The organism is Meridianimarinicoccus zhengii (assembly GCF_003254465.1).
In the GTDB taxonomy this organism is placed as follows: Bacteria; Pseudomonadota; Alphaproteobacteria; order Rhodobacterales; family Rhodobacteraceae; genus Meridianimarinicoccus; species Meridianimarinicoccus zhengii.
Genome location: NZ_QDFI01000019.1, coordinates 20,900 through 41,749, shown reverse-complemented (window position 1 = coordinate 41,749; position 20,850 = coordinate 20,900). Strand labels below are relative to the sequence as shown.

The window sequence follows — 20,850 nt, the reverse complement described above, 5'->3', positions numbered from 1 at the left end:
GCTCAGAATGGCGACAGGGTGTTGGCCGCACGGCGCATCCAGCCCTGCCTGCCTGCATCCGCGATCTGCCCTGCGCCGACATACTTGATGTCGGCATGGGCGATGCGGTCGGACTGGATCACGTTGTCCGCCGAGATGTCGGCCTGCCGCACCACGCCGCTGAGCCGGATGTATTCGTCGCCATTGTTCAGCGTCAGCTTCTTCTGGCCCATGATTTCCAGGTTCTCGCCCGGCAGCACGCGCACGACCGACACGGACATGCGCCCGGACAGCGAGTTGGACTGGCTGGCCGATCCCTGCCCGTCGAAATCCTGGTTCGTCCCGCTGGTGATATCGGCGTCGTTGATACCGACGCGCAGGCCCGACGGAAGGTCAAGTTCGAAACTGTCGGTCTTGGTGGCGCTGGCAGCCTGCGACTTGCGCGCGGCGAAGCGTTCGTCGAGTTCGACGGTCAGGATGTCGCCGACGCGCGCGGCACGCCGGTCGGTGGCGAACAGGCCCATGTCGCCACCGCCATAGATCGCCCCGGTCGGCAGGCCGCCGCGGGTTTGGATGTCCTGCGTCGGGAAAACCGGCGCATAGGCATCCGAAGCGCGGTCCTCGACGACGGTACTGCAGGCGGCCAGCGCGACCGGCAGGATGAGAAACAGGCGCGGCATCGCGGTCACCTCAGAGCTTGTTCGACAGGAACCGCATCATTTCGTCCGATGCGGAGATGGATTTGGAATTGACCTCGTAGGCGCGCTGCGCCTCGATCATGTCCACGAGTTCCTGGACGACGTTCACGTTGGAGGACTCAAGCGCGCCCTGCACCAGCTTGCCCGCGCCGTCCTCCAGCGGGTTGCCGATGGCCGGTGCGCCGCTGGCCGGGGTTTCCACCGCGAGCGTCTCGCCCACGGGCTGCAAGCCGCGCGGATTGCCGAACCGGGCGATGGTGATCTGCCCCACTTCCTGTGCGTCGGCCTCGCCCGCCTCGGTCACGCTCACGATCCCGTCGGCGGAAATCGTGATGCTCGACACGTTCTCGGGAATGTTGATTTCGGGCTGGATCACGTAGCCGCTGGAATTGGTCAGCGTGCCCTCGGCATTGCGCGAGAACGTCCCGTTCCGCGTGTACCCGATCCGGCCGTCGGGCATGAGCACCTGGAAGAAGCCCTGCCCGTCGATCGCAAGATCAAGCGCGTTCTCGGTGTTGGTCAGCGCGCCCTGGCTGTAGAGTTTCTCGGTGCTGACCATGCGCACGCCCGTTCCCAGCGCCGATGGCGATGTCAGGGCAGTCGCCTCGGATGTCTGGGCGCCGCCGGGCCTGTAGACTTGGTAGAGCAGGCTTTCGAAATTGGCCCGGTCCCGCTTGAACCCCGTGGTGTTGACGTTGGCAAGGTTGTTGGAAATGACCTGCATGCGCGATTGCTGCGCATTCAACCCGGTCTTCGCCACGTGCATCGCGCTTGACGACATGATCCGCTCTCCTGTTTCCTGCGCGCCCAGCGGGGGCGCGGGTCACGGTCGCGGATATGACTGCAAGCGCCGTGCCAGACCGTCGCGCGCCGGTGACATGGCCGGCCATGCCGCGGACATCGGCGCGCCTGCCGGAACGCGCCCGCGCTGGATCACTCCGGCGCGCGCATCAGGCTGGCGCCGGCCTCGTCGATTTCCCGCGCCGTCGAGATCATGCGCACGCCCAGCTCGAAGCTGCGTTGCAGGTCGATCGACGCGATCAGTTCCTCGACGGGGTTCACGTTGCTGCCTTCGAGCGTGCCCTGAAGAACCCGTGCCTGCTGATCCGGTGCAGGCAGCGGGCCGTCCTTGGGGCGGATATGCCCGTCCAGCCCCTTGGCCAGATCCGTCACGGGTGGCGCCGCCGTCGCCAGCGTGCCGACCAGAACGACTTCGCCCGGTTCGCCGCCCTGCGGCGCGATCCGGATTTCCCCCAGCTCGTTGATCGTCACCGACCTGTGGGCCGGCACGACGATCTGTTCCTGGTCGATGCCGAGCATCACATCGCCCGCGCCGTTGCGCAGCACGCCGTCCGCGTCGATACGCAGGTCCCCGCGCCGCGACAGCGCCGGGTCGCCGTTTTCCGGGCGGATGAAGAAATAGCCCTGGTCCGCGATGGCGACATCGAGGTCTTCGCCGGTCGGGTTCAAGAATCCGGCTTTGGCGGAAAAGCCCGCAGGCCCAGTTTCCATCCGGAACGCCCGGCTGCTGGCGGCACGCATCTGTTCGAGGAACATCGTGCCGCCGTCGTTTTCCAGATCGCGGCGGAAGCCCGGCACGTTCATGTTGGCGAGGTTCTGGGCCTGCGTCGTCTTGGCGTCACGCCGCACGGCCAGCGCGTTCAGAGCGGTATGGATCATCCGGTCCATGGCATATCAATCTCAGCTACGCATGTTCATGATGGTCTGGGTCAGAGCCGTAGACGTTTCGAGCGCCTTGGCCGACGCCTGGTAATTGCGCTGCGCCGTAATGAGATGGACCAGTTCGTCCGTCAGATCGACATTGGAGGATTCGAGCGCGCCCGAGCGGATCGACCCGAACCCGGCGGACCCGCCCTCACCGATGATCGGGCCACCGGACTCGCCCGTTTCGACATAGGTCGCGTTCCCGATCTGCTTCATGCCGTTGGCATTCGCAAAGTTCGCAAGACCGATCTGCCCGATAGCCACGGCATCCTCGGACCCGTAGGTGGCCCAGATCACGCCGTCCTTGGCGATATCGACATTGCTCAGAGTCCGGCGCGTCTGGCCGTCCTGGTCGATGCTGAGCACGCTGAAACCGTCGGGCGACATCTGCGCGCCCGTGAAATTGAGCGTCAGGTTCCCCGCCATGCCCGTGAAGGTCTGGTCCGCGAACCCGCCGATCTGCGTGCCGAAAGCGTCGAAGACGATCTCCTCCGGTGCCGCGGGCGGCGTCATGATGGCGCCTTCGTAGGACAGCTGGACGGCATAGCGGGTTTCCGTGCTCGCCGCGGTCGGTTCCGCCGTCTTCACGAAATAGGCGATGGCATCGACGGGCTGCCCGTCGGCGTTGAGGATCGACATAGGTGTCGAGGCGGCGTAGCTCGTCGGGTCGCCCGGATTGAACGCGACGCCCGGCGGCACCGCAACCTGCCGTCCCGCACCTGTTGCCGGGAAATTGAGCCGAAGATCGACATTCTCGGTCGCCGCGGCGACTCCGGTCTGGGACGCGATGGAAATCGGTGTCATCGCCGCCGGGTCGCGTGAAAGCGGCGTGCCATCGAGCGACACGGGAAAGCCGAGCAGGAAATCGCCGCTGGAGTCCATCACGCGACCGGTCGCATCGATGTTGAACGCCCCGGCCCGCGAATAGGCCCGGCCGCCGGTTTCGGTGCTTTGCACCGTGAAGAACCCCGGCCCCTCAAGCGCGAGATCGAAGGCATTGCCGGTCGTCGTGACTGCGCCTTGATCGAAGATGCGCTGCGTGGCCAGCAGCTTGACCCCTGACCCGATCTGCGTGCGCGGGTTGTTCATGGGCGAGACCGAGAAAAGATCGCCGAATTCGGTCCGGCTACGCTGATATCCGGTGGTCCCGACATTCGCGATGTTGTGCGAGGTGTTCGAGATGTCGGATTGTGCGGCCTTCAGGCCGGTAAGGGCGATTTGCGTGGACATGTCAGATGCTCCTGTTGGGTGGCGCGCTCAGCGCAGACCCATGACGGTGTTGCCCGGAACCTTGCCCTGGTCCCGAAGTTCGAGCGCGTAATCCCCCGCAGCGCGGTCCATGGTGACGGACATTACGCGTGCAAAGACCGCGGGGCCGACCGCTTCGGTCTTGCCGTCGGCGGTGGCGGCGACCGAGATCTGCACCGGCCTGCCGCTGTCGCGCACCGATGCTGACACGTCGTCCCATGTGAAGCCGACCATTCCGGCCGCCTGCGCACCAAGCGTCTGGGTGTGCAGAAGCGCCCCGTTGCGCGCGTCTGAAAAGGTCACGGTCAACACGTCCGCGGGTTCGGCCAATTCGACGGCGCCGGTGATCCGCCCCTCGGCATCCGGGCGGGCAAGGTTGCCGGGCACGAGAACCTCCTGCCCGAGCAGCGTGGACGCCGTCGCGATACGGAACTCACCGATCTGGTCGCCGATCTGTCCGAGCGTCGTGTTCAACTGCTCGATCCCGGACACCGTAGAGAACTGGGCCATCTGGCCAAGGAATTCGCCGTTCTCCATCGGGGCGAACGGGTCCTGGTTCTGCAACTGCGTCGTCATCAGCTTGAGAAAATCCTGCTGTCCGAGGTCGCCCTTGATCGGGCCCGCGCCCTGGCCCGCGGTGGTTCCGGTGAGTCCCGCAAAGGGGCTGGCCTGCGTGGCGATCGTGGTCATCTCGGGCCTCCTGACTGTGCCGGGCTCACTGGCCCATCGTAACGGTCCGCGCCATCAGCGTGCGTAGCGTGGACACGACTTCGAGCGTGTTCTGGTACTGGCGCCCGGCTTCGAGCATCTCGACCATTTCCTCGTCGGTATTCACCGCGGCCTGATAGACATAGCCGTCGGCATCGGCGTTCGGATGATCCGGGCGGAACAGCTGCGCCGGTTCGCGGTCCAGCGGCACGATCCGCTGCACATCGACCGTGGCGATGCCCGTCCGTTCGGCCTGATCGGCATAAACCGTCGCGAACACCGGACGCAGGGGCCGAAAGGCGGAATCCGCGGACCCGGCGACAGCATCGGCATTCGCGATATTGGATGCGATCGTGTTGAGCCGTGTCATCTGGGCGGACATGGCGCGCCCGGCGACATCGAACACGGTACGGATGCCCGTCATGGTCATTCACCCCTGATCGCGCGTTGCAGGCCCGAGATCTTGCGGTTCAGCAAGGTCAGGCTGGTCTGGTGCCGGACGGCGTTTTCCGAGAACGCCATCTGTTCCACGGCAAGTTCCACGGTGTTCCCGTCCAGCGACGGGTTCACCGGCTGGCGATAGCCCAGCCCGCCAGGACCGGACGCCTGCCCGACCGGGATATGCCGCGCATGGGTGCTGGTCAGTTCCGCCCCGCCCGTCGCGCGCGCCAGTTCCGCCGCGAAATCGAAATCCCGCGCCTTGAAATGCGGCGTTGCCGCGTTCGCCACGTTCGATGCGAGCACCATGCCGCGGCGTTCGCGCAGCACGAGCGCGTCGGCGTGAATGCCCAGATGATCCCGTATCGCCGTCATCGCGTGATCGTTCCTTTCCATGAACCGGAAATCTCCGGTCGCTGCGTCCGTCTGGACCGGGATTTGCAAGAGCGGTGCCAAGTGATGGTCCACCCGACGGGAGTTCGCAGATGACAATAGAAATCGCCCCGCAGCCGCACGGACAGGCCAGCCAAGACGCGCAGCGCAAGCTGCGCCGCGCGTTGCGCAAGACCGAGGATCGCGCGGCGCTGGCGAAACTGAAAGCTGCCTTCCACGATGCGGAGCGGCCGGGTTTCCGGCGTGTGGCCATGTCCGCGCGGCTGATGATGCTGCGCATGTCGCTGGAGGATCTGCACCGGACTCCGGCACCGAAGAAACCGAAGGCGGCGCCTGCGGCGGTCGCGCCGGCCCCGGAGTCGCAACCGGTGCCCGAGTCCGCGCCGCCACCCGCGCCGAAAAAGGTTCAGAAGTCGAAATTCGCAGAACTCGATCTCAACAATGCGGCAAGACTGCTGGCGATGGAGTCGGCGGCAGCCGCACAGCCCCTGACCGATCCGTCCGCGCAGGTGCCACCGCCGGAGGTCGCATCCGCCGATGCGGATGCGCAGCGATCAACCCTGGAAGCCATTGATCCGGCCCCGGCCAACCCGCAATCCGGCGAAACACCGGATCGGGCGGATGCCTGGGAAGTCTCAGATGCGGCGCAAATGCCCGACGCTCCCGCAATGGGTCTCGACCAACCTGGAACGAACCGGGGCGCAACAGACAAGGGGTTTCGCCCCGTCTCCTTTGCCAGGGCGGAGCTGCCCACGGAACGCGACCTGCCGGACGAAATGGCACCTGATGCGAACGGGTCCGTTGCCGAGCCGCAGGACGAAAGCCACGACCCTCGGGCCAAGCCCCTGGCGGCGCTGGCCGAGGCCGCGTCGTCGGTACAGCGCGATGACGCTGGAGACATGCCAGCATCCGCATCTGCGCCCGCGCCGACCAAAGTTCGCACGGATGACGCCGCCGTGACGCCCGCTGTGCAGCGGAGTGTCGCTCCTGACGCAATGCCGCCAATTGCCGCTCCGGCGCGCGAACCGTCGGTTTCGGTGCCAATGGCCGAACCCCCAACCACAGCGCAAGACGGGCCTGTCGCCGACATTCTTGTGCCCAACCCGGCGGCGATCCACGTTGCTACAGGTGGCAGCAGCGCGCGCGGGGGCACCGAACCGCCAAGCGCGCAAACCGAACCGGCGGCGCGCCAAACCGCGCCGGATGCCGTCAGTGCCCTTGCCGCATCCGACGCCGTGGAAGGATCGCGCGACGGGGGCGACGAACGCGATCGTGGCGCCCTGCCCGCACCGGCGCGGCTACCCCGACATGAAACAGGCGATGCAGACGGCGCCATCCGGGCCGACGTGCCGACGTTTGCCGCAGAACGGGGCATGGCGCGCGAACCGGAGACGATACCGATCGAAGCCCCGGCCGCGGTCGACAGTCTTGAGAACAAGGTCTTCCGAAAGCCGAAGAAGGGCACGCCGATGGTCAATCTCGACGCCATGGCGGCGCTGGCCGCCTTTTCCGCGGCGGCGCCGGGCGCACAGGACCCGAAGACCGACGCCGCGGATGACGACTGGCTCTGGGACGACTGATCGTCCGCCATTGAACTCTCCTGCCGCGGCCCCTATCAGGTCGCGGCGGATGACAGCGGGCGGCGTTTCACGACGTTGGGCGAACCGGGTAAAAGGCCATCAAGGCAGGTGCCGACGACGCAACGGGACGCGGCGCGCGACCGCGCGGGGCGTGTCCCCTGCGAATGCAGCCCTGCCGATGCCTGCGCATGAGGGCACGCGATCGGCCCCGTTGCTCAGACCTTGTCCATCAGCTGCGCACGCAGACGTTCGATCGCGGCTTTCTTGATCTGGGATACCCTGCCCGTCGTGACATCGAGTATCGCGGCGACCTCGTACACGTTCAGTTCTTCGACGTAGTACAGTTGCAGCACGAGCGCCTCGCGCTTCGGCAGCGTCTTCAGCGCGTCGCGCAACAGGTCGCGCATCTCGTTGAACTGGGTCGTGTCCTCGGCTGACCGGGCGTGATCCTGGAACAGGATGGAATGGTCGGAATAGACCTCGTCCAGCGAACGGGTCTGGTTCGCTTCGAACTGCGCCCGCCAGTCCGACAGCTCGGTCAACGTCATGCCCAGATGGGCGGCCACCTCGTGGGTTTCCGCGCGCCGCATCAGGCGCCCTTCAAGCTCCTGTTCGGCGGCCTTGATGCGCTTCTGCATCGCGATTGTCGACCGGCAGAGGTTGGAATTGCGCCGCAGGAAGTCGATGATGGCACCGCGCACGCGAATGCCGGCATAGCCCGCGAAACTGGCTCCCTCCTGCGCCGTGTAGCGACGGCTGGCATCGATCAGCCCGAGGTATCCCGCCTGCAACAGGTCGTCGATCTCGATGAAGCGCCCCACGCGACCGTGGAAATGCCAGGCCAGCCGGCGCACGATCTCGACGTGATCCTCGACCAGCTTGTCTGGGCAAGGGGACTGTTCCCTGTAACACCGTGGCGCGATCATGACACGGCCCTTCCGGTGTCGAAACGGTCGGCGGCCTGCCCCGCACGGCGCTGCATGGTCATGTCCCCGCCGCCAGCGTTTGCGGCGCCGCGTTCTCGCCCAGGGTTGCCACGATTTCGATCCGGCGGTTGTCCGGAAGTTCGTTGACCGCAAGAACGATGCTGTCGTCGCCCTGCGCGCGCAGATACGCGGCGAAGGCCCTGCGGAGCTGGGCGGACACGACGATCAGCGGCTGCTTGCCCTGGGCGACCAGATCTTCCGACACGCTGTTGAGATGACGCAGCATCGACTGCGCCAGCGGCATGTCGATCACGAGCGGCCCGTTTCCGGCCTGCTGGCGCGCCCGGATCAGGATCTGCTCCAGTTCCGGGGCCAGCGTGACCAGAGGCAGCGGCTGGTTCAGCGGGATGATCTGCTGGATCAGCAGCGGGGCCAGTGCGGGGCGCAGCGCCTCGGCCATGTCCTGCGACGTCAGGTTCCGCCCGGCCATTTCCGACAGCCCCTCGAGAATGCGCCGCAGGTCGCTGATCGGGATACGGTCGGCCAGCAGCGTCCGCAGAACCGACGTCAGCACATGCAGTGGAACAAGTTTCGGCACGACCGATTGCACCAACGTCGGGCTGAGCCGTTCGAGGTTCTCCAGCAGCGCCTCGACATCGTCCGGTCCCAGCAGGTCCGCCGCGTTCCGGTACAGGATCTGGCTCAGATGCGTGGCGACAACGCTGTCGGGCTCGACGACGACATGATCGTCCGCCTCGGCTTCGGCCTGCTGGTGGGGCAGGATCCAGACCGCATCCAGCCCGAAGCTGGGGTCCTTGACCGCCAGTCCTTTGAGCTTGCGCTGCGACAGCCCCCCCGGCAGGGCGAGCTTGCGGTCGGGATGCACGACATCCTCGGCGACGATGGTGCGCCCGATGCGGATGCGGTACTGGCCCGAGGGCATCGACAGGTCGTCGCGGATGCGCACGCCGGGCACGACGAACCCCATGTCCCGCGATACGTCCCGCCGGATCGACGTGATGCGGGAAATGAGGCTCGACCCCGTGCCGCCATCGATCAACCCGATCAGGCCATACCCGATCTGGATCGAGATGGGCGAATAGTCGGTGACGTCCTCGGCGACGATCGCTTCCGGCGCACGGGCCTTGCCCGGCTGGTCGGTGTCCTGCGTGTCCGCGCCGGCGGTCCCGTCCCCCGTTCCCGATGCCGCGGCCTTTCGCACCGCGAACCACGCGACCGCCCCGGCGGCCGTGGCGGCGACAAGAAAAAGCAGCGTCGGCATCCCCGGAACCAGCCCGAGGATGCCAAGCACCGCCGCGGCGGGAATCCACGCGCGCGGAAGCACCATCTGCTCCCCGATATGGCCGGCCATGTCGTGGGTCGACGACACCCGCGTCACGATGATCGCAGTCGCGATGGACAGCAGGAGCGACGGGATCTGCGCGACAAGGCCATCGCCGATCGACAGAAGCACATAGGCCTGCGCGGCGTCGCCCAGCGACATGCCGTGCTGGCTCGTGCCGATGATCATGCCGCCAAGGATGTTCACGAGCAGGATCAGGATGCCCGCGACCGCGTCGCCCTTCACGAATTTCGACGCACCGTCCATCGATCCGTAGAAATCGGCCTCCTCGGCGACCTCGGCCCGGCGGGCCTTGGCCTCTTCCGGGGTCAGGATGCCGGCGTTCAGGTCCGCGTCGATGGCCATCTGCTTGCCCGGCATCGCGTCCAGCGTGAAGCGTGCGGACACTTCGGACACCCGGCCCGCACCCTTGGTGATGACGACGAGGTTGATGATGACGAGGATGGCGAACACGAAGATCCCGACGGCGAAATTGCCCGCGATCACGAATTGCCCGAACGCCTCGATCACCCGGCCCGCGGCGTCGCTGCCCGTGTGGCCGTCGCTCAGCACGATGCGCGTGGACGCGACGTTCAGTGCCAGCCGCAGCACCGTGGCGATCAGCAGAACGCTGGGGAAGCTGGAGAAATCGAGCGGCCGGTAGCTGTGCATCGCGACCATCAGCACCAGCAGCGACACGAGGATGTTCAGCACGAAGAAGCCGTCGAGCAGGACCGCGGGCAACGGCAGCACCATCATCGCCACGATGGCGAGGATTCCCACCGGCATCAACGCCCCGCCGGGATTGTGTCGACGGATGGCCGGTGCCGTCATTGCCGTCATGGTCGGGTCTCCAGGCGAAAGCCGCTGTGTGGACTGCACGGATGTGCCGCCCCGGCGGATGGCGGCCGAGGGTAGCGTGATCGTAGCAAGGGGCGTGCCAGCCCGGCCCGGAACCGGCAAAATCCGACCGTCTGCCGGGCATGGCACACTATTTGCTGGCAGGTGCGCGAACCACACGGGTCCCGGCCCTTGCCGTGTCCCCAGCGATGGAGTGCCCATGTCCACACGCCGAATTGCCGGACCGTCTTCCCTGCTCGGTCTGGTGTTGCTGGCCGCAGGGTGCATGCCGATGCACCAGCCCGCGACCAGCGCCCTGCCGATTGGGGCCGATCCGCAGACCCGCCAGCTGGCTGCGATGAAGGACGATCTCGACAGCGTGTCGCCACGTCCCGGCACGGCGACCGTGGTGTCGCAGGCGCGTTCGGTCGTCGTCGAATTGCAGGGACTGGGCTTTGCGCAGGTCGCGCGGCAACCCGGCAAGTCGCTGAATCAGAAACGCATTCTTGCGATCCGCGCCGCCCGGCTGGACGCGATGCGAGACCTGACCGAACAGGTGCACGGTCTGCATGTATCCGGACAGACCACGGTGCGCGATGCGGTCGTGCACGACGATGTCCTGCGCGGCGTGGTCGACGGAGAAATCCGCGGCGCCCGCACGGTGCGGATCACCCCCAAGGGGAGCGACAGTTTCGAGGTCGTTCTTGCCCTGTCCCCCGACACGGTGCGCTATATCGCGCGCGCGGCGCGGAGGTAACGACGCATGGCCCCGATCTGGATTCTCGCACGCATGGCGCTGCTGGTGTTCCTGGTCGCGGTCGGCGGTCTGCCGGCCGGCGCCGCGGATCCGACGATCTGGGTGCGTGTGACGGGCATTGCCGCCGTGAAGACTGCCGGGGACGACGACGCGGCGCGCCGACGGGCGCTGGCCGACGCGCTGCTGACGGCGGCGCTGACCGGCGGTGCAGAGCTGCGCGGCTACACGGCGATGGACCGCGGCGTCATCACGGCGGATCTGGCGATCCTGCGCCCGCGCGGGCGCATCCTGCAGCATCAGATCCTCGGGGCGCAGCGGGACGGAGCGTTCTGGAAGGTGCGCATCCGCGCCAAGGTCGGCCCGGCATCGCCGCTGGACTGCGGGACCACGCGCAAGCTCGTGGTGACCGCCTATGCGCCCTCTCTCCATCTCGCCCCTACGGCACCCGCCTGGTCGGCGGCCTTCGCCCAGGCGCTTGCTGGACGGCTGGTCGATCAGCTCGACCGGAACCCGGCGACCGATCTCGACCGCGTCACCGACAGGCCGCGGCCAACCGCCGGTTCGGGCGTACCGGCGGGGTTCGACTATACCGCGTTGACCCAAGGGGTGATCGACCAGCGCGGCGGCGATACCGCCTTCGAGGTGGCGATCGACCTGCGCGCCAGCGGCCAGACGGTCACGATGCAGACCGAGCTGCGCTTCACCGAAGGCACGGGCCGCGTGTCGCGCCGGGTCGTGGCCAATGAAACCACTGTGCCCCGGCTGAACAGCGTCAGCCAGTTCACAGGCCGCCCCCGCGCCGTGGCCGAGGCCGATCTCGCGCGCGGTGTCGAGAGCGAACTCGACGCGCTGTTGCGCGAACAGACCTGCCGCCCCCCGGAAGCGCGGCTGGAGGTTGCCGGTGACACGATCACGGCGCCGGTGGGCACGCGCCACGGGCTGCGCACCGGCGCACTTGCGGTCATCATGGACGAGGACAAGGGCTTCGGCTTTCTCGATGTCGTGGCGCTTGGCCGCGACAGCGTGACCCTGAAGCCGCTCGATCCCGTGGCGCACCCGGCGGCCCTGCGCGGTATCCGGGTCGAATTTCTCGACGCGGGGCTTTGAACATGGGCCGCGCGCGCAGGTTCCGGTCGGCGCTTGTCTGCGCGGCGGCACTGGCCGCGGCGCCGGTCGCGGCATCCGATTACAGCGCCGGGGTCTCGGGCGCCGAGGCCCGGAAACTGGTGGCCGCGGCGCTTGCCGCACACGGGCTTGCAGCGGACCCCACGATTTCCGCGGCGCGCCACTATCCTCCCTGCGGTCACACGCCCCGCATCGCGCCGCGGGGCGGCACCTGGACCACCGTCGAGATGTCGTGCTCCGCACCGTCGGCATGGTCCCGCGCCCTGCGCACCGGCATCGCCCCCGACCCGCTGCCCGCGACCCCCGTCGAGATCACGCCGGACGGCCCGCTGATGGCGACGCTGACCGTCAGTCTTGCTGCGGGCGCCGTCATCGCGCCGGAGCATGTGGCCCTTTCGCCAGCCAGTGCCGCAGCGGGGACCGGCGGTTTCGGCAACACGGCGGATGTGATCGGGCGGCGGCTCAAGGTGGGGTTGGGCGATGGCCATGTTGTGCTGGCAAGGCATCTTGAACAGGACTGGCTGATCGTCGCGGGCACGCCGGTCGCCATCGCCTTCGAAGGCGGCGCCGTTCAGGTGATCGCGCCGGGCGAAGCCATGCAGAACGGCCAGCGCGGCGACCTGATCGACGTGCGCAACCGCGCATCGGGCCGCATCGTCAATGCCTATGTCCTCGAGCGGAATAAAGTTGGCGTATCCGCTAAACTGAACTGACGTGCTGTCGTATCGGTAGGCAAATAGGAGCGTGCTATGGTGGACCAAATTTCCGCGGCGGGGCGTGCGCGACTTGTCAAGATCGACACCGACACGCCCACGACAAGACCGACACGGGCCGCGCCCGGACCGAATGCGGCCCTCGCATCAGAAGAGGTCAGCCTGAGCAAGGCGGCCGGACAGTTTCCCAAGGGCATGGATGCCGGCCCGCCCTTCGACCTTGATACCGTGAAGCGGATCAAGGCGGAAATCGCCGACGGCAACTATCCGATCAACGTCGACCGGATCGCCGACAGCCTGTTCGAAAGCTATCACGACATGATCGGCTGACCGGCAGGCACCGCAAGTCGCGTGGCCCCAGGGCCCGCGCGGCGTCAGGCGTTCGTGCGCCGGTCCGCCCGATCCGACGCGTCCGGCAGATGGCGCTGGACGAGACCTGTGATCAGGGCCCGGCCGAGCGGTTTCACCACGACCTCGTTCGCGCCGGCTTCGGTCATGCGGCGCGTCTCCGCCGCGTTCGGCGCGGCCAGCAGTCCGACGATCGGCAGGTCCGGATCGGTACGGCGCAGGGCCGTCGTCAGCACGTCGCCGCCGGTGCCCGGCATCACCAGGTCCACCAGCACGAGATCCGGTCTCCGGGTCCGGAAGCAGGACAAGGCCGTCACGGCATCGCCTGCCAGCGTGACCTCGCCGAAGATCTTGCCAAGCATGGCCCCGGCGACGTTGCGCAGGGTCGGATTGTCGTCCACGAGCATGACATGCGCCCGCGCGGCGGGACATTGAGCAACCGGCGCTCTGCTGAGTTGTGCGCGGCCCTTTGCATCGCGGACCAGATAGGCGAGGACGCGCCCTGCCCCGTCCGGCGGAGCCGCAGCGGCATGCGTTTCAGGCAGACGGGCCTCGACAGACGTTCCATGTCCCGGCCGGGTCGATACCTGCAGCGTGCCATCCAGGGTGGCGACCGCAGCGCGGACGATGGCAAGCCCCAGACCGAATTCTGTCGAAAGCTCCGGCACGGCGGCCAGGGCGGGCGGATACCCGCAACCGTCATCCGCAACCGTCCAGATGCCGAGGCACGGCGATTGGCCCGCAGCCCGCCCGTAGCTGAGCGTCAGGCAACCGCACCCGGCATGGTCCAGCGCATTGCGCACGAGATTGTCGAGGATCGCCCGCAGACGATGCAGATCCCCCGCGACCGGATCGAAGGCCCCGTTCCCCACGCGGATCTCGATCTCCACCCCGGCCTGCGCGGCCTGGGCATCGAAGCGCGCCTTCAATTCCTCCAGCAGTTGCGCCGGAACGAGGGGCCGATAGCGCACCGGCAGCCCGGCATCCGGCAGACCGGTCGCGGCGGGCGGGGCCGGGTCTGCGGACGGCACGGGGGCGGGCGGCGCAGCGGCGGGGGCGGGCGCATCGAACAGGTCCGGGTCCGCGCGGTCGACAGGCGGGACAGCGCCGTCGCCCGGTGCGTCTGGCCGGGTTTCGGTTTCGGTCGTGGCCGGAAGCACCGCGATTGCGGGTCTCGTCCTTGGCGCGCGCGCGACAAGCGGGGTCGCGTCTGGCCTTTCCGTGGACCACCCGAACACCAGCACGAGACCGGCAACGGCACAGGCAAGACGCGCCTGTTCAGCCGCATGACGGAGCCACCCCGCGCGATCCAACGGCAGGGCAGGGTCGGCGGCGATGCCCAGCATGGCGGCCAGATGTGCCTCTGCCACCGGTGCGAGGGCGCCGGCCGCGAATGTCGCAAGTGCCGCGCAGGCTGCGACCGTCAGTGCCTGCCCCCCGCAGGTACGATACTGCCGCAGCGCCATGCCGAGTGAAAGGCCCAGCACAAGCCCGACCTCCGCCGCGAGGGCCACGCGCAGGAGTTGCGGTTCGATCTCTCCGATACGTCCGGCAGACAGGGGCGCGAGGTCGGGCCAGAGCAGCGCGGCAACCGCGAACGCGACCAGCCAAAGATGCCGCGCGGGCAGCATCGCAAGCCCCAGCATCACCGCAATGGCGACCGCGGGGATCGGGACCGGCGACAGGACCGACCACGTGCCGATGACGCCGCAACCGGCAAGGTAGATCGCCCCGCCGGACATGCCGGGTATCAGGCCGCGCCTCGACGGGCGTTTGCCCGCGCGCGCGGTCATCCCTGCCCGTACTCCAAGGCGGGACACGAAGGGCAACACCGATTCATGCAGCATGGCAGTCTCGCACCGGGAACCACGGGGGCAAGCGACTGTCGATCACCGCACCCGGCGCAGTTCTGCAAGGACCATGCCAGTCCCCAGCCCACTATTTGCCGGCCATCATGACGAGCTGCAGGTAAAGCAAGCGGGTCCGCGTCGCGCGTCGCGGGTCGTCTTCGTACACGACGACTTTCGGGCGGGTCGTTCCCTCGGTCTCGATGGCGATGGAAAACGCGTCGGGCAGATGCACGGCATAGTCGGCCAGCACAGCTTTCGGGTCCGCGAGGAACCTGTCCCGAAAGGCCGTATCGAGCCAGCATCGGGCCAGCGCCCGGCCGAGTATGTCCGGCAGGAAACGCGCCACTTCCGACCGGTTGAGCAGCCGGGTTTCGCGCTGCACCAGTTCGTCGGCCGGAATGGACGCGGCCGCCGTGGCGGCGCCGTTTGTGCGCAGACCCCCGGCCATGCGTGTCATGACCGGCCCCAGCGCGCGTGATATCTGTCTTTTCATCGTCTTGATCCGCGCTGTGACGGCTCGATGCCCTGCCATGCACTCAAACGGCGCGGCGCGCCAAAGCTATAGCGGCAAGCGCCAGTTTTCTGCTCCGGTGCCTGGTCGCGGCACCTATTGCGACAGAAGCAGACCCGTGACCAGAACTTCCAGCACGGGGTCGGGTTGTTCCGGCGTGCCCAGCCGCGCGTTTGCCGCCATCCGCAAGGCGGACGGCAAGCTTGCGTGCAGCGCCGCGAGATCGGCTGCCTTTTCGGCCTGCACGCGCAGCGCTTCCTGGATGGGTGCCAGGACATCCGCCGGGCTTTCCTGCATTGCCCCGGCAATTCTGGCGTTGTCCTGCTCTCGCACCGCCAGCGCGATCTGAACCTGCACAATGCCGCCCAGCGATGGAATGCTCGACGCGATGTTCTGCTGGATTTGCAGGTAATGCCGGGGCGCGCGATCCTCTTCCGCAGCGGCATCTTCGGGCGCCGCTTCGACGGGCGGCGTCACCATGCCCGACCCGGACAACCGCACGGGTGCGGCGGGCGGGAGCAGCAGATGCCCCACGGCAAACACGCCAAGCCCCAGCGCGGCTGGCAGAAGAACCGTCAGCCGAGACTGCAAGGTTCCGTCCATTGCAAAGCTTCCCTTTCGGCGGTCGCGGCGAGACATGGCAGGTTTCTTGCACTTTTTTTAAGACCATGACGCGGTTCCGGCACCAGACCGGTCCGTTAAACCGAAGGACACCGAACCATGACACCGACCCCTGCCCCGACGCCGTCCCTGCCGTTCCACCGCCACCCGGCCATGATCACCGTCGAAATCGTGCATTGCGCCGAAAACGGTACACCGCGGCAAACGGAAACCCGCGCGCTGTGGTACTACGTCCAGACGATCATGGGTGCTGGCCGGGACGCGGCGTGGCTTAGCGCGTCCTGAACCCACGCCACATCATGTAGCGGAACACGAAAGCCGCCGCAGCCAGCGCCACGATGGCGGCCCCGATCACGTCCGCAGCCGGCATGGCAGAGGCCACGGCGACGGCCGCGGCCGGGCGCCAGCCCAGAAAGACGATCAACAGGGCGGCGACCATGACGAACAGGCGCACGCGCAGGCATGTCGTGCACGCGGCATGCTGATCCATCGGGACCTGATCGCGCATGTCGTTCCCGTCAGGGCCGGTCATGACTTGCCAGCCTGGCCATAGTGGAAATGCAGCAGCTTCGCCTGTCCGCGCCGTCGGACCAGGTCCGCACGCCGCGTGTCCACGGTGCTGCTGGCCTTGTGCACGGCTTCGAGGGCGCGCCACAGCGCGCCGGCAGCCTGACCGTTGACGGCTTCGGCAAGATGCCCGTTCGCCAGCGTCGTCGCCTGTTGCCGGAGCGCGATGTTCAGGTCGTGGACCGCATCGTAATCCCGGTCCCGCGCCGCCTGTTCCAGGCGCGCGGCGATCGAGATGATGTCCGCCGTGTGCGTGTTGTCCGGGTCGCTGCGCGTCATCGCGGCTACTCCACCTGCGCGGCGATCGAGCGCCATGCATCAAGGATCTCGCCGATGGCGAAACGCGCGTCGTCAAGCTTTGCCTCATCGTCCCGGCGGAAGGTGTGCAGGATCTGGATGCGCACGAATTCATACACCTGGAACAGGCTGGTGGCGATCTCGGGCCCGGCTTCGAAATCGAGGCTGGATTGCAGAATGTAGACCGCGGTGAACGCCCGGTTGAGCTGCGCGTCGGGATAGGGTCTGCCCGCGCTCCGCGCCGACACGAGAACCCCGAGCGCACGTTCCAGTTCGCGCAACGTCACCTCGATCACCTGGTGCGGAGAGTCGACCTGGTCGAACGACGTGCTTTCCGTCTTCCGGTATTGCGTACGGGCCAATGCGGCGTTCATGGAACCTCTCCTTTCGGGGCACAGCCACATGCTGTTGAAGATGACAACGGCGAGGCCGGGAAATTGTTTAGCCGGCCTGGCCCGTCATGCGGCCTCCAGACGACTGACCGACAACACCATGCCGACATCGCCGCCCGCCAGCAGCACGATCCCGGTCAGCCCGCGCATCCGGGACAGCACGCCGCGCAACGGGCGCAGCAGAACCTTCTGCTGGCCAAGCAGCTCATCCACCGGAAGCGCCACGTGGCGCGCGGCCGACCGGACGATGACGTACAGCCGCTCGTCGGGATCCCGCGGGTCGGCCGCATGTGCCCGGCGCGCGCCCTGCAGGTCGTGGATCGGGATATGTTCCGCTTCCGACACGCGCAGCATGCGCGCGTGGCCCTCGGCCGAAACGTTCAAAATGTCCCGTCTGCCGCACATCTGAATGCCCTGGATCGCATCCAGCGGAATGACGTAGCTGACATCGGCCACCCGCACGATCATGCCGTCGAGAACCATCATGTTCAGCGGCAGCATGAGATGGAAGCGCATCCCACCGGTCGGTGGTTCGGATACCCGCAGACTACCCGAGCGCAGCGCGAGGTCCTGGGCGATCTCGTCCACGACCTGGTCGTCCGGCAGCGGTCCGCCGTTGTCTTCCAGAGTGATGATGACACCATCATCCTCGCGCATGATCGCCACGTGGTAGCGCGTCGGCGGATTGGCATCCGAAAGCCGCATGGTGAGAAGCGCGCGCATATGGGTGCGCATCTCCTCAAGGATGGTCTGGTCCATCGCCAGTTCGCCCCCCTCGCTCGACAGGCGCGCTTCCCTGCCCATCGCGCGCGACCGGGTCTCCACGAAAGCGGCGAGCGATTGCAGCAGCGCCTGCGCCGAACGCGAGCGCAGCGCCACGCCCGCCTCCTGAAGCCACGACACCTGTTCGGATAGTTGCGCCTCGGCATCCGCGACCTGAACCAGCCTGTCGCCGTAGTCTTCCACCCGGTCGCGCAGGACACGCCAGACCTGCGGGTCCGGCAGATCCAGCCCGGACTCGCGCAGCGCCATTTCCATTTCGAGAAGCAGGTCGCGCCCGGAAAGCGCGCTCAGCATATGCTGCACCATCGCCTGCCCTGCCGCCATCTCGCCGATCATCTCGATCATCTCGATGGTGCTGGCGATGCTGGCCGATGACAGTGGCGGCTCGGTGCCCGGTGCTTCCGGGTGGTCTACCGCCGGGTCGGGTGGTTCGGCCAGCGTGGAGACCAGCGTCTGCACCAGCTCCAGGTCGCGCCCGCCAGGATCGATCATCGCAAGCGCTTCGACGATCTCGGTCGTGTCCAGCCGCGACGCGAGCAGGAAATCGAACAGGACATCATCCCCGGTGAAGACCGTGACATTCGTGATCATCCGGACCCGTCCAAGGCCGAGCCAGTCGAGAAACGCCTCAGCCTTTGTCTGGTCGCGGTTCAGATCGGCCCGGACGATGTAGAACGTCATCCGGTCCTCGATCCCTGCCTGCGCGGCCCGCACGCTGTCGGGCGACAGCACCCGGTGGAACGATTCCGGCAGGTTCAGGCGCGTCTCTATGGACCGCGCGCTGACGACGCCGCTCGACGTGAAGCAGGCGGTGGACGCGGCCTCGAACAACGCGTCGATATTGGCGAGATCGGGGGTGTCGCCCTGTTCAAGCGCGTCGAACACCAGTTCCAGCGTCTCGACATAGCCGCGCGCGATGCGCAGAAGCATGGCATCCGGCGCGACATTCCCGACCATCACGCGCGAGAACAGGTCCAGCAGCGCCATCGACAGCTGCGCCGCCGTTTCCATCCGGAAATGGTTGCAGGCGTGATGGACGAGCCACATCTGCCGTTCGAAATCCGCGAAGCGGGCCGCGCGGTCATCCGCGTGCTTGAGCGCGTCGAGTGTGTCGCGCAGCTGCACCAGCGTGTCATACACTGAATCCGCGCACCAGGTTTCCAGCAACCGGCTGGGCAGCATCACGTCGGTGCCCGGAACGCTCGGCAACACGCGCTCGATCCGCGCCAGAGCTTCGAAAAGCCCCAGTTCCGCCGCGCGGTAGGACACGGCATCCCGTGCCGCGCGCAGCGTGTCCGCGGCCGCATCAAGGGCGACGTAGCCATACGCCGCGGCCAGCGCGGCCAGCCCGTCGCACAGGTCGTCTTGCGCTTTGGCTTCGGGCTGTCCATTCGGATCGTGATAATGCAGACCGATCTCGGAAATGCGCGGATAGAAGGCCTGCATCTCGAACAGGAACCCGGCCGTGTCCCGCGCGGCCGTGGGCGGCGCTGCACCATGGCCCATGTCGCCTGGCATCTGCGCAGTACCCCGGTCGTCGGCAACAGCGGTAGGGACAGGCGGCACGGAGTCTTTTGCTGGAACAGAATTCGGAAAGGCAGCGACCGGGTCCGTGCCGGTTCCCGCGCATTCCCCCGCCGGATCCGCCGAGTCCCGTGTCCCGAGGGCATCGGACCCTCTCAGCCACGTCGCCTTCAACTCCCCAAGATCGACCCGCAGCGCCTGGATCGCCGCCGGGATGTCCCCGTCGCCCGCCCTTGCCTGTGCCACGAACGGATCGAGCCGCGCCTGCCACGTCTCAAGCCCCATCTGCCCGGCCGCGTAGGAAAGCTGATCGGCAAGCCGTGCCGCGCGCGCCGGGGTCTCGGGGTCGGCATCCTCCACGAGCTTTCCAAGCCTTGCGATCGTATCCGTTACCATCCCGTCGAAAATCTCGACGAAGGCGGGATCCTGCATCCGCTTCGGCGCGGGGGGCGCCGCAGGTTCGGCGGGTGCCGGGGCGGGCGCCGGTTCGGGTTGGCACGCGGCAACGGGGTCCGTCGGCAGGTCGTTCCAGTCTTCGGGCACGGCCGTTTGCGCCGCGCCGCGTGCAGACCCGTCGGGTTCGGGTTCCGAAACCGGCGCCGCACCCTTGCCGATGCCGACCGCCAGGAGCCGTTCGAGCCCCGCCGCAAGATCCGCGATGTGATCGGCGTTCACACCCCCGGCGCCCCTGGCCTTCGCCACGAAGGGATCGATATGCGCCTGCCAGTCCGCAAGACCCATCTGGCGGGCCGCGTAGGACAGCTTGTCGGCGGCACGCCCCGCGGCCCCGGCCATGTCCGGGCCGTCAGTGGCGCACATATCGGCCAGCCTGGCGATCGTGTCCCGGGCCATGTCCTCGAAGATCTCGCAATAGGTCGGATCGTCGATCAATCGCGGCGGTGCGTTCTCCGCGTCAAGGGCGGCCGCCGGCGCAGCTGTTTCATCCGGCGCGGCCGGGGCCGGGGCCGGGTCCGCATCCGGCGCGGCCGCGTCGTCCGCCGTGTCCAGCGCCGCGAGCGCGTCGGCGATGGCTGCGACTTTCGCCGGCGCGGATCCCGGCACGCCTGCCCCATCGGGCTGGGTGCTTTGCGCGATCACATCGCGCAACCGCGCTGTCAGGGTTTCGGATGGTCCGGGTTCCACATCCGCGCGTGTCGCTGCGGTTTCTTCAAGCATGGTCCGCAGCGTGTCGCACGACAGCAACAGCACATCGAGGATATCGGCGGTCAGCGCGACGCCCTCGTCGCGCACGAGCCCGATGAGATCCTCGGACAGGTGGGCACGGTTCTCGACGGTGGACAGGCCGAGAACGCGGGCGTTGCCCTTGAACGTGTGCACCGCGCGGAACAGGGCCCCGATTTCGGCGCTCGGATCCGGGGCGGACCCGTCCTGCAACGCCAGAAGCGCCGCTTCCATTGCGTCCAGCGCCTGCGCCCCGTCATCGGCGAACAGGTCCCAAATTTCGTCCATGTCGTCAGACATCGT

At 67.4% G+C, this 20,850-nt stretch carries 22 protein-coding genes; 6 read left to right on the top strand and 16 right to left on the bottom strand.

Annotated features, from left to right (window positions below; translation table 11 throughout):
• Positions 1-2: 2 nt before the first annotated feature.
• The 7 genes from DDE13_RS08420 to flgB form a co-directional block, all read right to left on the bottom strand.
• Positions 3-659, bottom strand: a complete 657-nt coding sequence (locus DDE13_RS08420; protein ID WP_111403421.1) for a flagellar basal body L-ring protein FlgH — start codon at positions 657-659, stop codon at positions 3-5.
• 10 nt (positions 660-669) lie between these two features.
• On the bottom strand, positions 670-1,458 hold the full coding sequence (gene flgG, locus DDE13_RS08415) for a flagellar basal-body rod protein FlgG (protein ID WP_111403383.1): 789 nt from the start codon (positions 1,456-1,458) through the stop codon (positions 670-672).
• Between the two features lie 152 nt (positions 1,459-1,610).
• Positions 1,611-2,366 carry a flagellar basal body rod protein FlgF gene (locus DDE13_RS08410; RefSeq protein ID WP_111403381.1) on the bottom strand — a complete coding sequence of 252 codons (756 nt, stop codon included), beginning with the start codon at positions 2,364-2,366 and terminating at the stop codon, positions 1,611-1,613.
• A gap of 12 nt (positions 2,367-2,378) precedes the next feature.
• Entirely contained in the window at positions 2,379-3,632 is a 1,254-nt protein-coding gene (locus DDE13_RS08405; RefSeq protein ID WP_111403379.1) for a flagellar hook protein FlgE, read from the bottom strand.
• 27 nt (positions 3,633-3,659) lie between these two features.
• The gene (locus DDE13_RS08400) at positions 3,660-4,340 is read right to left on the bottom strand and encodes a flagellar hook assembly protein FlgD (RefSeq protein ID WP_111403377.1); all 681 of its coding nucleotides are present in this window, start codon (positions 4,338-4,340) and stop codon (positions 3,660-3,662) included.
• Between the two features lie 25 nt (positions 4,341-4,365).
• Positions 4,366-4,782: a flagellar basal body rod protein FlgC gene (gene flgC, locus DDE13_RS08395; RefSeq protein ID WP_111403375.1), complete on the bottom strand. Its 417-nt coding sequence runs from the start codon at positions 4,780-4,782 to the stop codon at positions 4,366-4,368.
• 2 nt (positions 4,783-4,784) lie between these two features.
• A complete protein-coding gene (flgB, locus tag DDE13_RS08390; protein ID WP_235868641.1) occupies positions 4,785-5,192 on the bottom strand; it encodes a flagellar basal body rod protein FlgB in 408 nt (135 codons plus the stop codon).
• Between the two features lie 89 nt (positions 5,193-5,281).
• On the opposite strand from flgB, the gene DDE13_RS08385 reads away from it, so the two are divergent.
• A complete protein-coding gene (locus DDE13_RS08385) occupies positions 5,282-6,769 on the top strand; it encodes a hypothetical protein (protein WP_111403373.1) in 1,488 nt (495 codons plus the stop codon).
• A gap of 215 nt (positions 6,770-6,984) precedes the next feature.
• Here DDE13_RS08385 and DDE13_RS08380 read toward each other — a convergent pair whose 3' ends face one another.
• Entirely contained in the window at positions 6,985-7,695 is a 711-nt protein-coding gene (locus tag DDE13_RS08380) for a sigma-70 family RNA polymerase sigma factor (RefSeq protein ID WP_111403372.1), read from the bottom strand.
• A gap of 58 nt (positions 7,696-7,753) precedes the next feature.
• Positions 7,754-9,880 (bottom strand): flagellar biosynthesis protein FlhA, encoded by a 2,127-nt coding sequence (flhA, locus tag DDE13_RS08375; protein WP_111403370.1) that lies wholly within the window; start codon positions 9,878-9,880, stop codon positions 7,754-7,756.
• A 217-nt stretch (positions 9,881-10,097) separates the two neighbouring features.
• On the opposite strand from flhA, the gene DDE13_RS08370 reads away from it, so the two are divergent.
• The 4 genes from DDE13_RS08370 to flgM are packed head-to-tail and all read left to right on the top strand — an operon-like array spanning position 10,098 to position 12,802.
• Positions 10,098-10,634 carry an LPP20 family lipoprotein gene (locus DDE13_RS08370; RefSeq protein WP_162630916.1) on the top strand — a complete coding sequence of 179 codons (537 nt, stop codon included), beginning with the start codon at positions 10,098-10,100 and terminating at the stop codon, positions 10,632-10,634.
• A gap of 6 nt (positions 10,635-10,640) precedes the next feature.
• Positions 10,641-11,741: a flagellar assembly protein T N-terminal domain-containing protein gene (locus DDE13_RS08365; protein WP_111403366.1), complete on the top strand. Its 1,101-nt coding sequence runs from the start codon at positions 10,641-10,643 to the stop codon at positions 11,739-11,741.
• Between the two features lie 2 nt (positions 11,742-11,743).
• Positions 11,744-12,472 (top strand): flagellar basal body P-ring formation chaperone FlgA, encoded by a 729-nt coding sequence (gene flgA / locus DDE13_RS08360; protein ID WP_111403364.1) that lies wholly within the window; start codon positions 11,744-11,746, stop codon positions 12,470-12,472.
• Positions 12,473-12,508: 36 nt separating this feature from the next.
• The gene (flgM, locus tag DDE13_RS08355; protein ID WP_111403362.1) at positions 12,509-12,802 is read left to right on the top strand and encodes a flagellar biosynthesis anti-sigma factor FlgM; all 294 of its coding nucleotides are present in this window, start codon (positions 12,509-12,511) and stop codon (positions 12,800-12,802) included.
• 44 nt (positions 12,803-12,846) lie between these two features.
• Here flgM and DDE13_RS08350 read toward each other — a convergent pair whose 3' ends face one another.
• The 3 genes from DDE13_RS08350 to DDE13_RS08340 all read right to left on the bottom strand — a co-directional run bounded on the left by DDE13_RS08350 (position 12,847) and on the right by DDE13_RS08340 (position 15,784).
• Positions 12,847-14,667 (bottom strand): ATP-binding response regulator, encoded by a 1,821-nt coding sequence (locus DDE13_RS08350; RefSeq protein ID WP_111403360.1) that lies wholly within the window; start codon positions 14,665-14,667, stop codon positions 12,847-12,849.
• A gap of 91 nt (positions 14,668-14,758) precedes the next feature.
• A complete protein-coding gene (locus DDE13_RS08345) occupies positions 14,759-15,163 on the bottom strand; it encodes a hypothetical protein (RefSeq protein WP_162630915.1) in 405 nt (134 codons plus the stop codon).
• A gap of 114 nt (positions 15,164-15,277) precedes the next feature.
• The gene (locus DDE13_RS08340) at positions 15,278-15,784 is read right to left on the bottom strand and encodes a hypothetical protein (protein ID WP_111403356.1); all 507 of its coding nucleotides are present in this window, start codon (positions 15,782-15,784) and stop codon (positions 15,278-15,280) included.
• Between the two features lie 117 nt (positions 15,785-15,901).
• Between DDE13_RS08340 and DDE13_RS08335 the strand changes: the two genes are divergently transcribed.
• Positions 15,902-16,087 (top strand): hypothetical protein, encoded by a 186-nt coding sequence (locus tag DDE13_RS08335; protein WP_111403354.1) that lies wholly within the window; start codon positions 15,902-15,904, stop codon positions 16,085-16,087.
• Here DDE13_RS08335 and DDE13_RS08330 read toward each other — a convergent pair.
• The 4 genes from DDE13_RS08330 to DDE13_RS08315 all read right to left on the bottom strand — a co-directional run bounded on the left by DDE13_RS08330 (position 16,074) and on the right by DDE13_RS08315 (position 20,847).
• Positions 16,074-16,334, bottom strand: a complete 261-nt coding sequence (locus DDE13_RS08330; RefSeq protein ID WP_111403352.1) for a hypothetical protein — start codon at positions 16,332-16,334, stop codon at positions 16,074-16,076. The genes DDE13_RS08335 and DDE13_RS08330 overlap by 14 nt on opposite strands.
• A complete protein-coding gene (locus DDE13_RS08325) occupies positions 16,331-16,648 on the bottom strand; it encodes a hypothetical protein (RefSeq protein ID WP_111403350.1) in 318 nt (105 codons plus the stop codon). Before DDE13_RS08325 ends, DDE13_RS08330 begins: the two co-directional genes overlap by 4 nt.
• Positions 16,649-16,653: 5 nt before the next feature.
• A complete protein-coding gene (locus DDE13_RS08320; RefSeq protein ID WP_111403348.1) occupies positions 16,654-17,040 on the bottom strand; it encodes a flagellar export chaperone FliS in 387 nt (128 codons plus the stop codon).
• Positions 17,041-17,124: 84 nt separating this feature from the next.
• A complete protein-coding gene (locus DDE13_RS08315) occupies positions 17,125-20,847 on the bottom strand; it encodes an Hpt domain-containing protein (RefSeq protein ID WP_111403346.1) in 3,723 nt (1,240 codons plus the stop codon).
• Between the last annotated feature and the right edge of the window lie 3 nt (positions 20,848-20,850).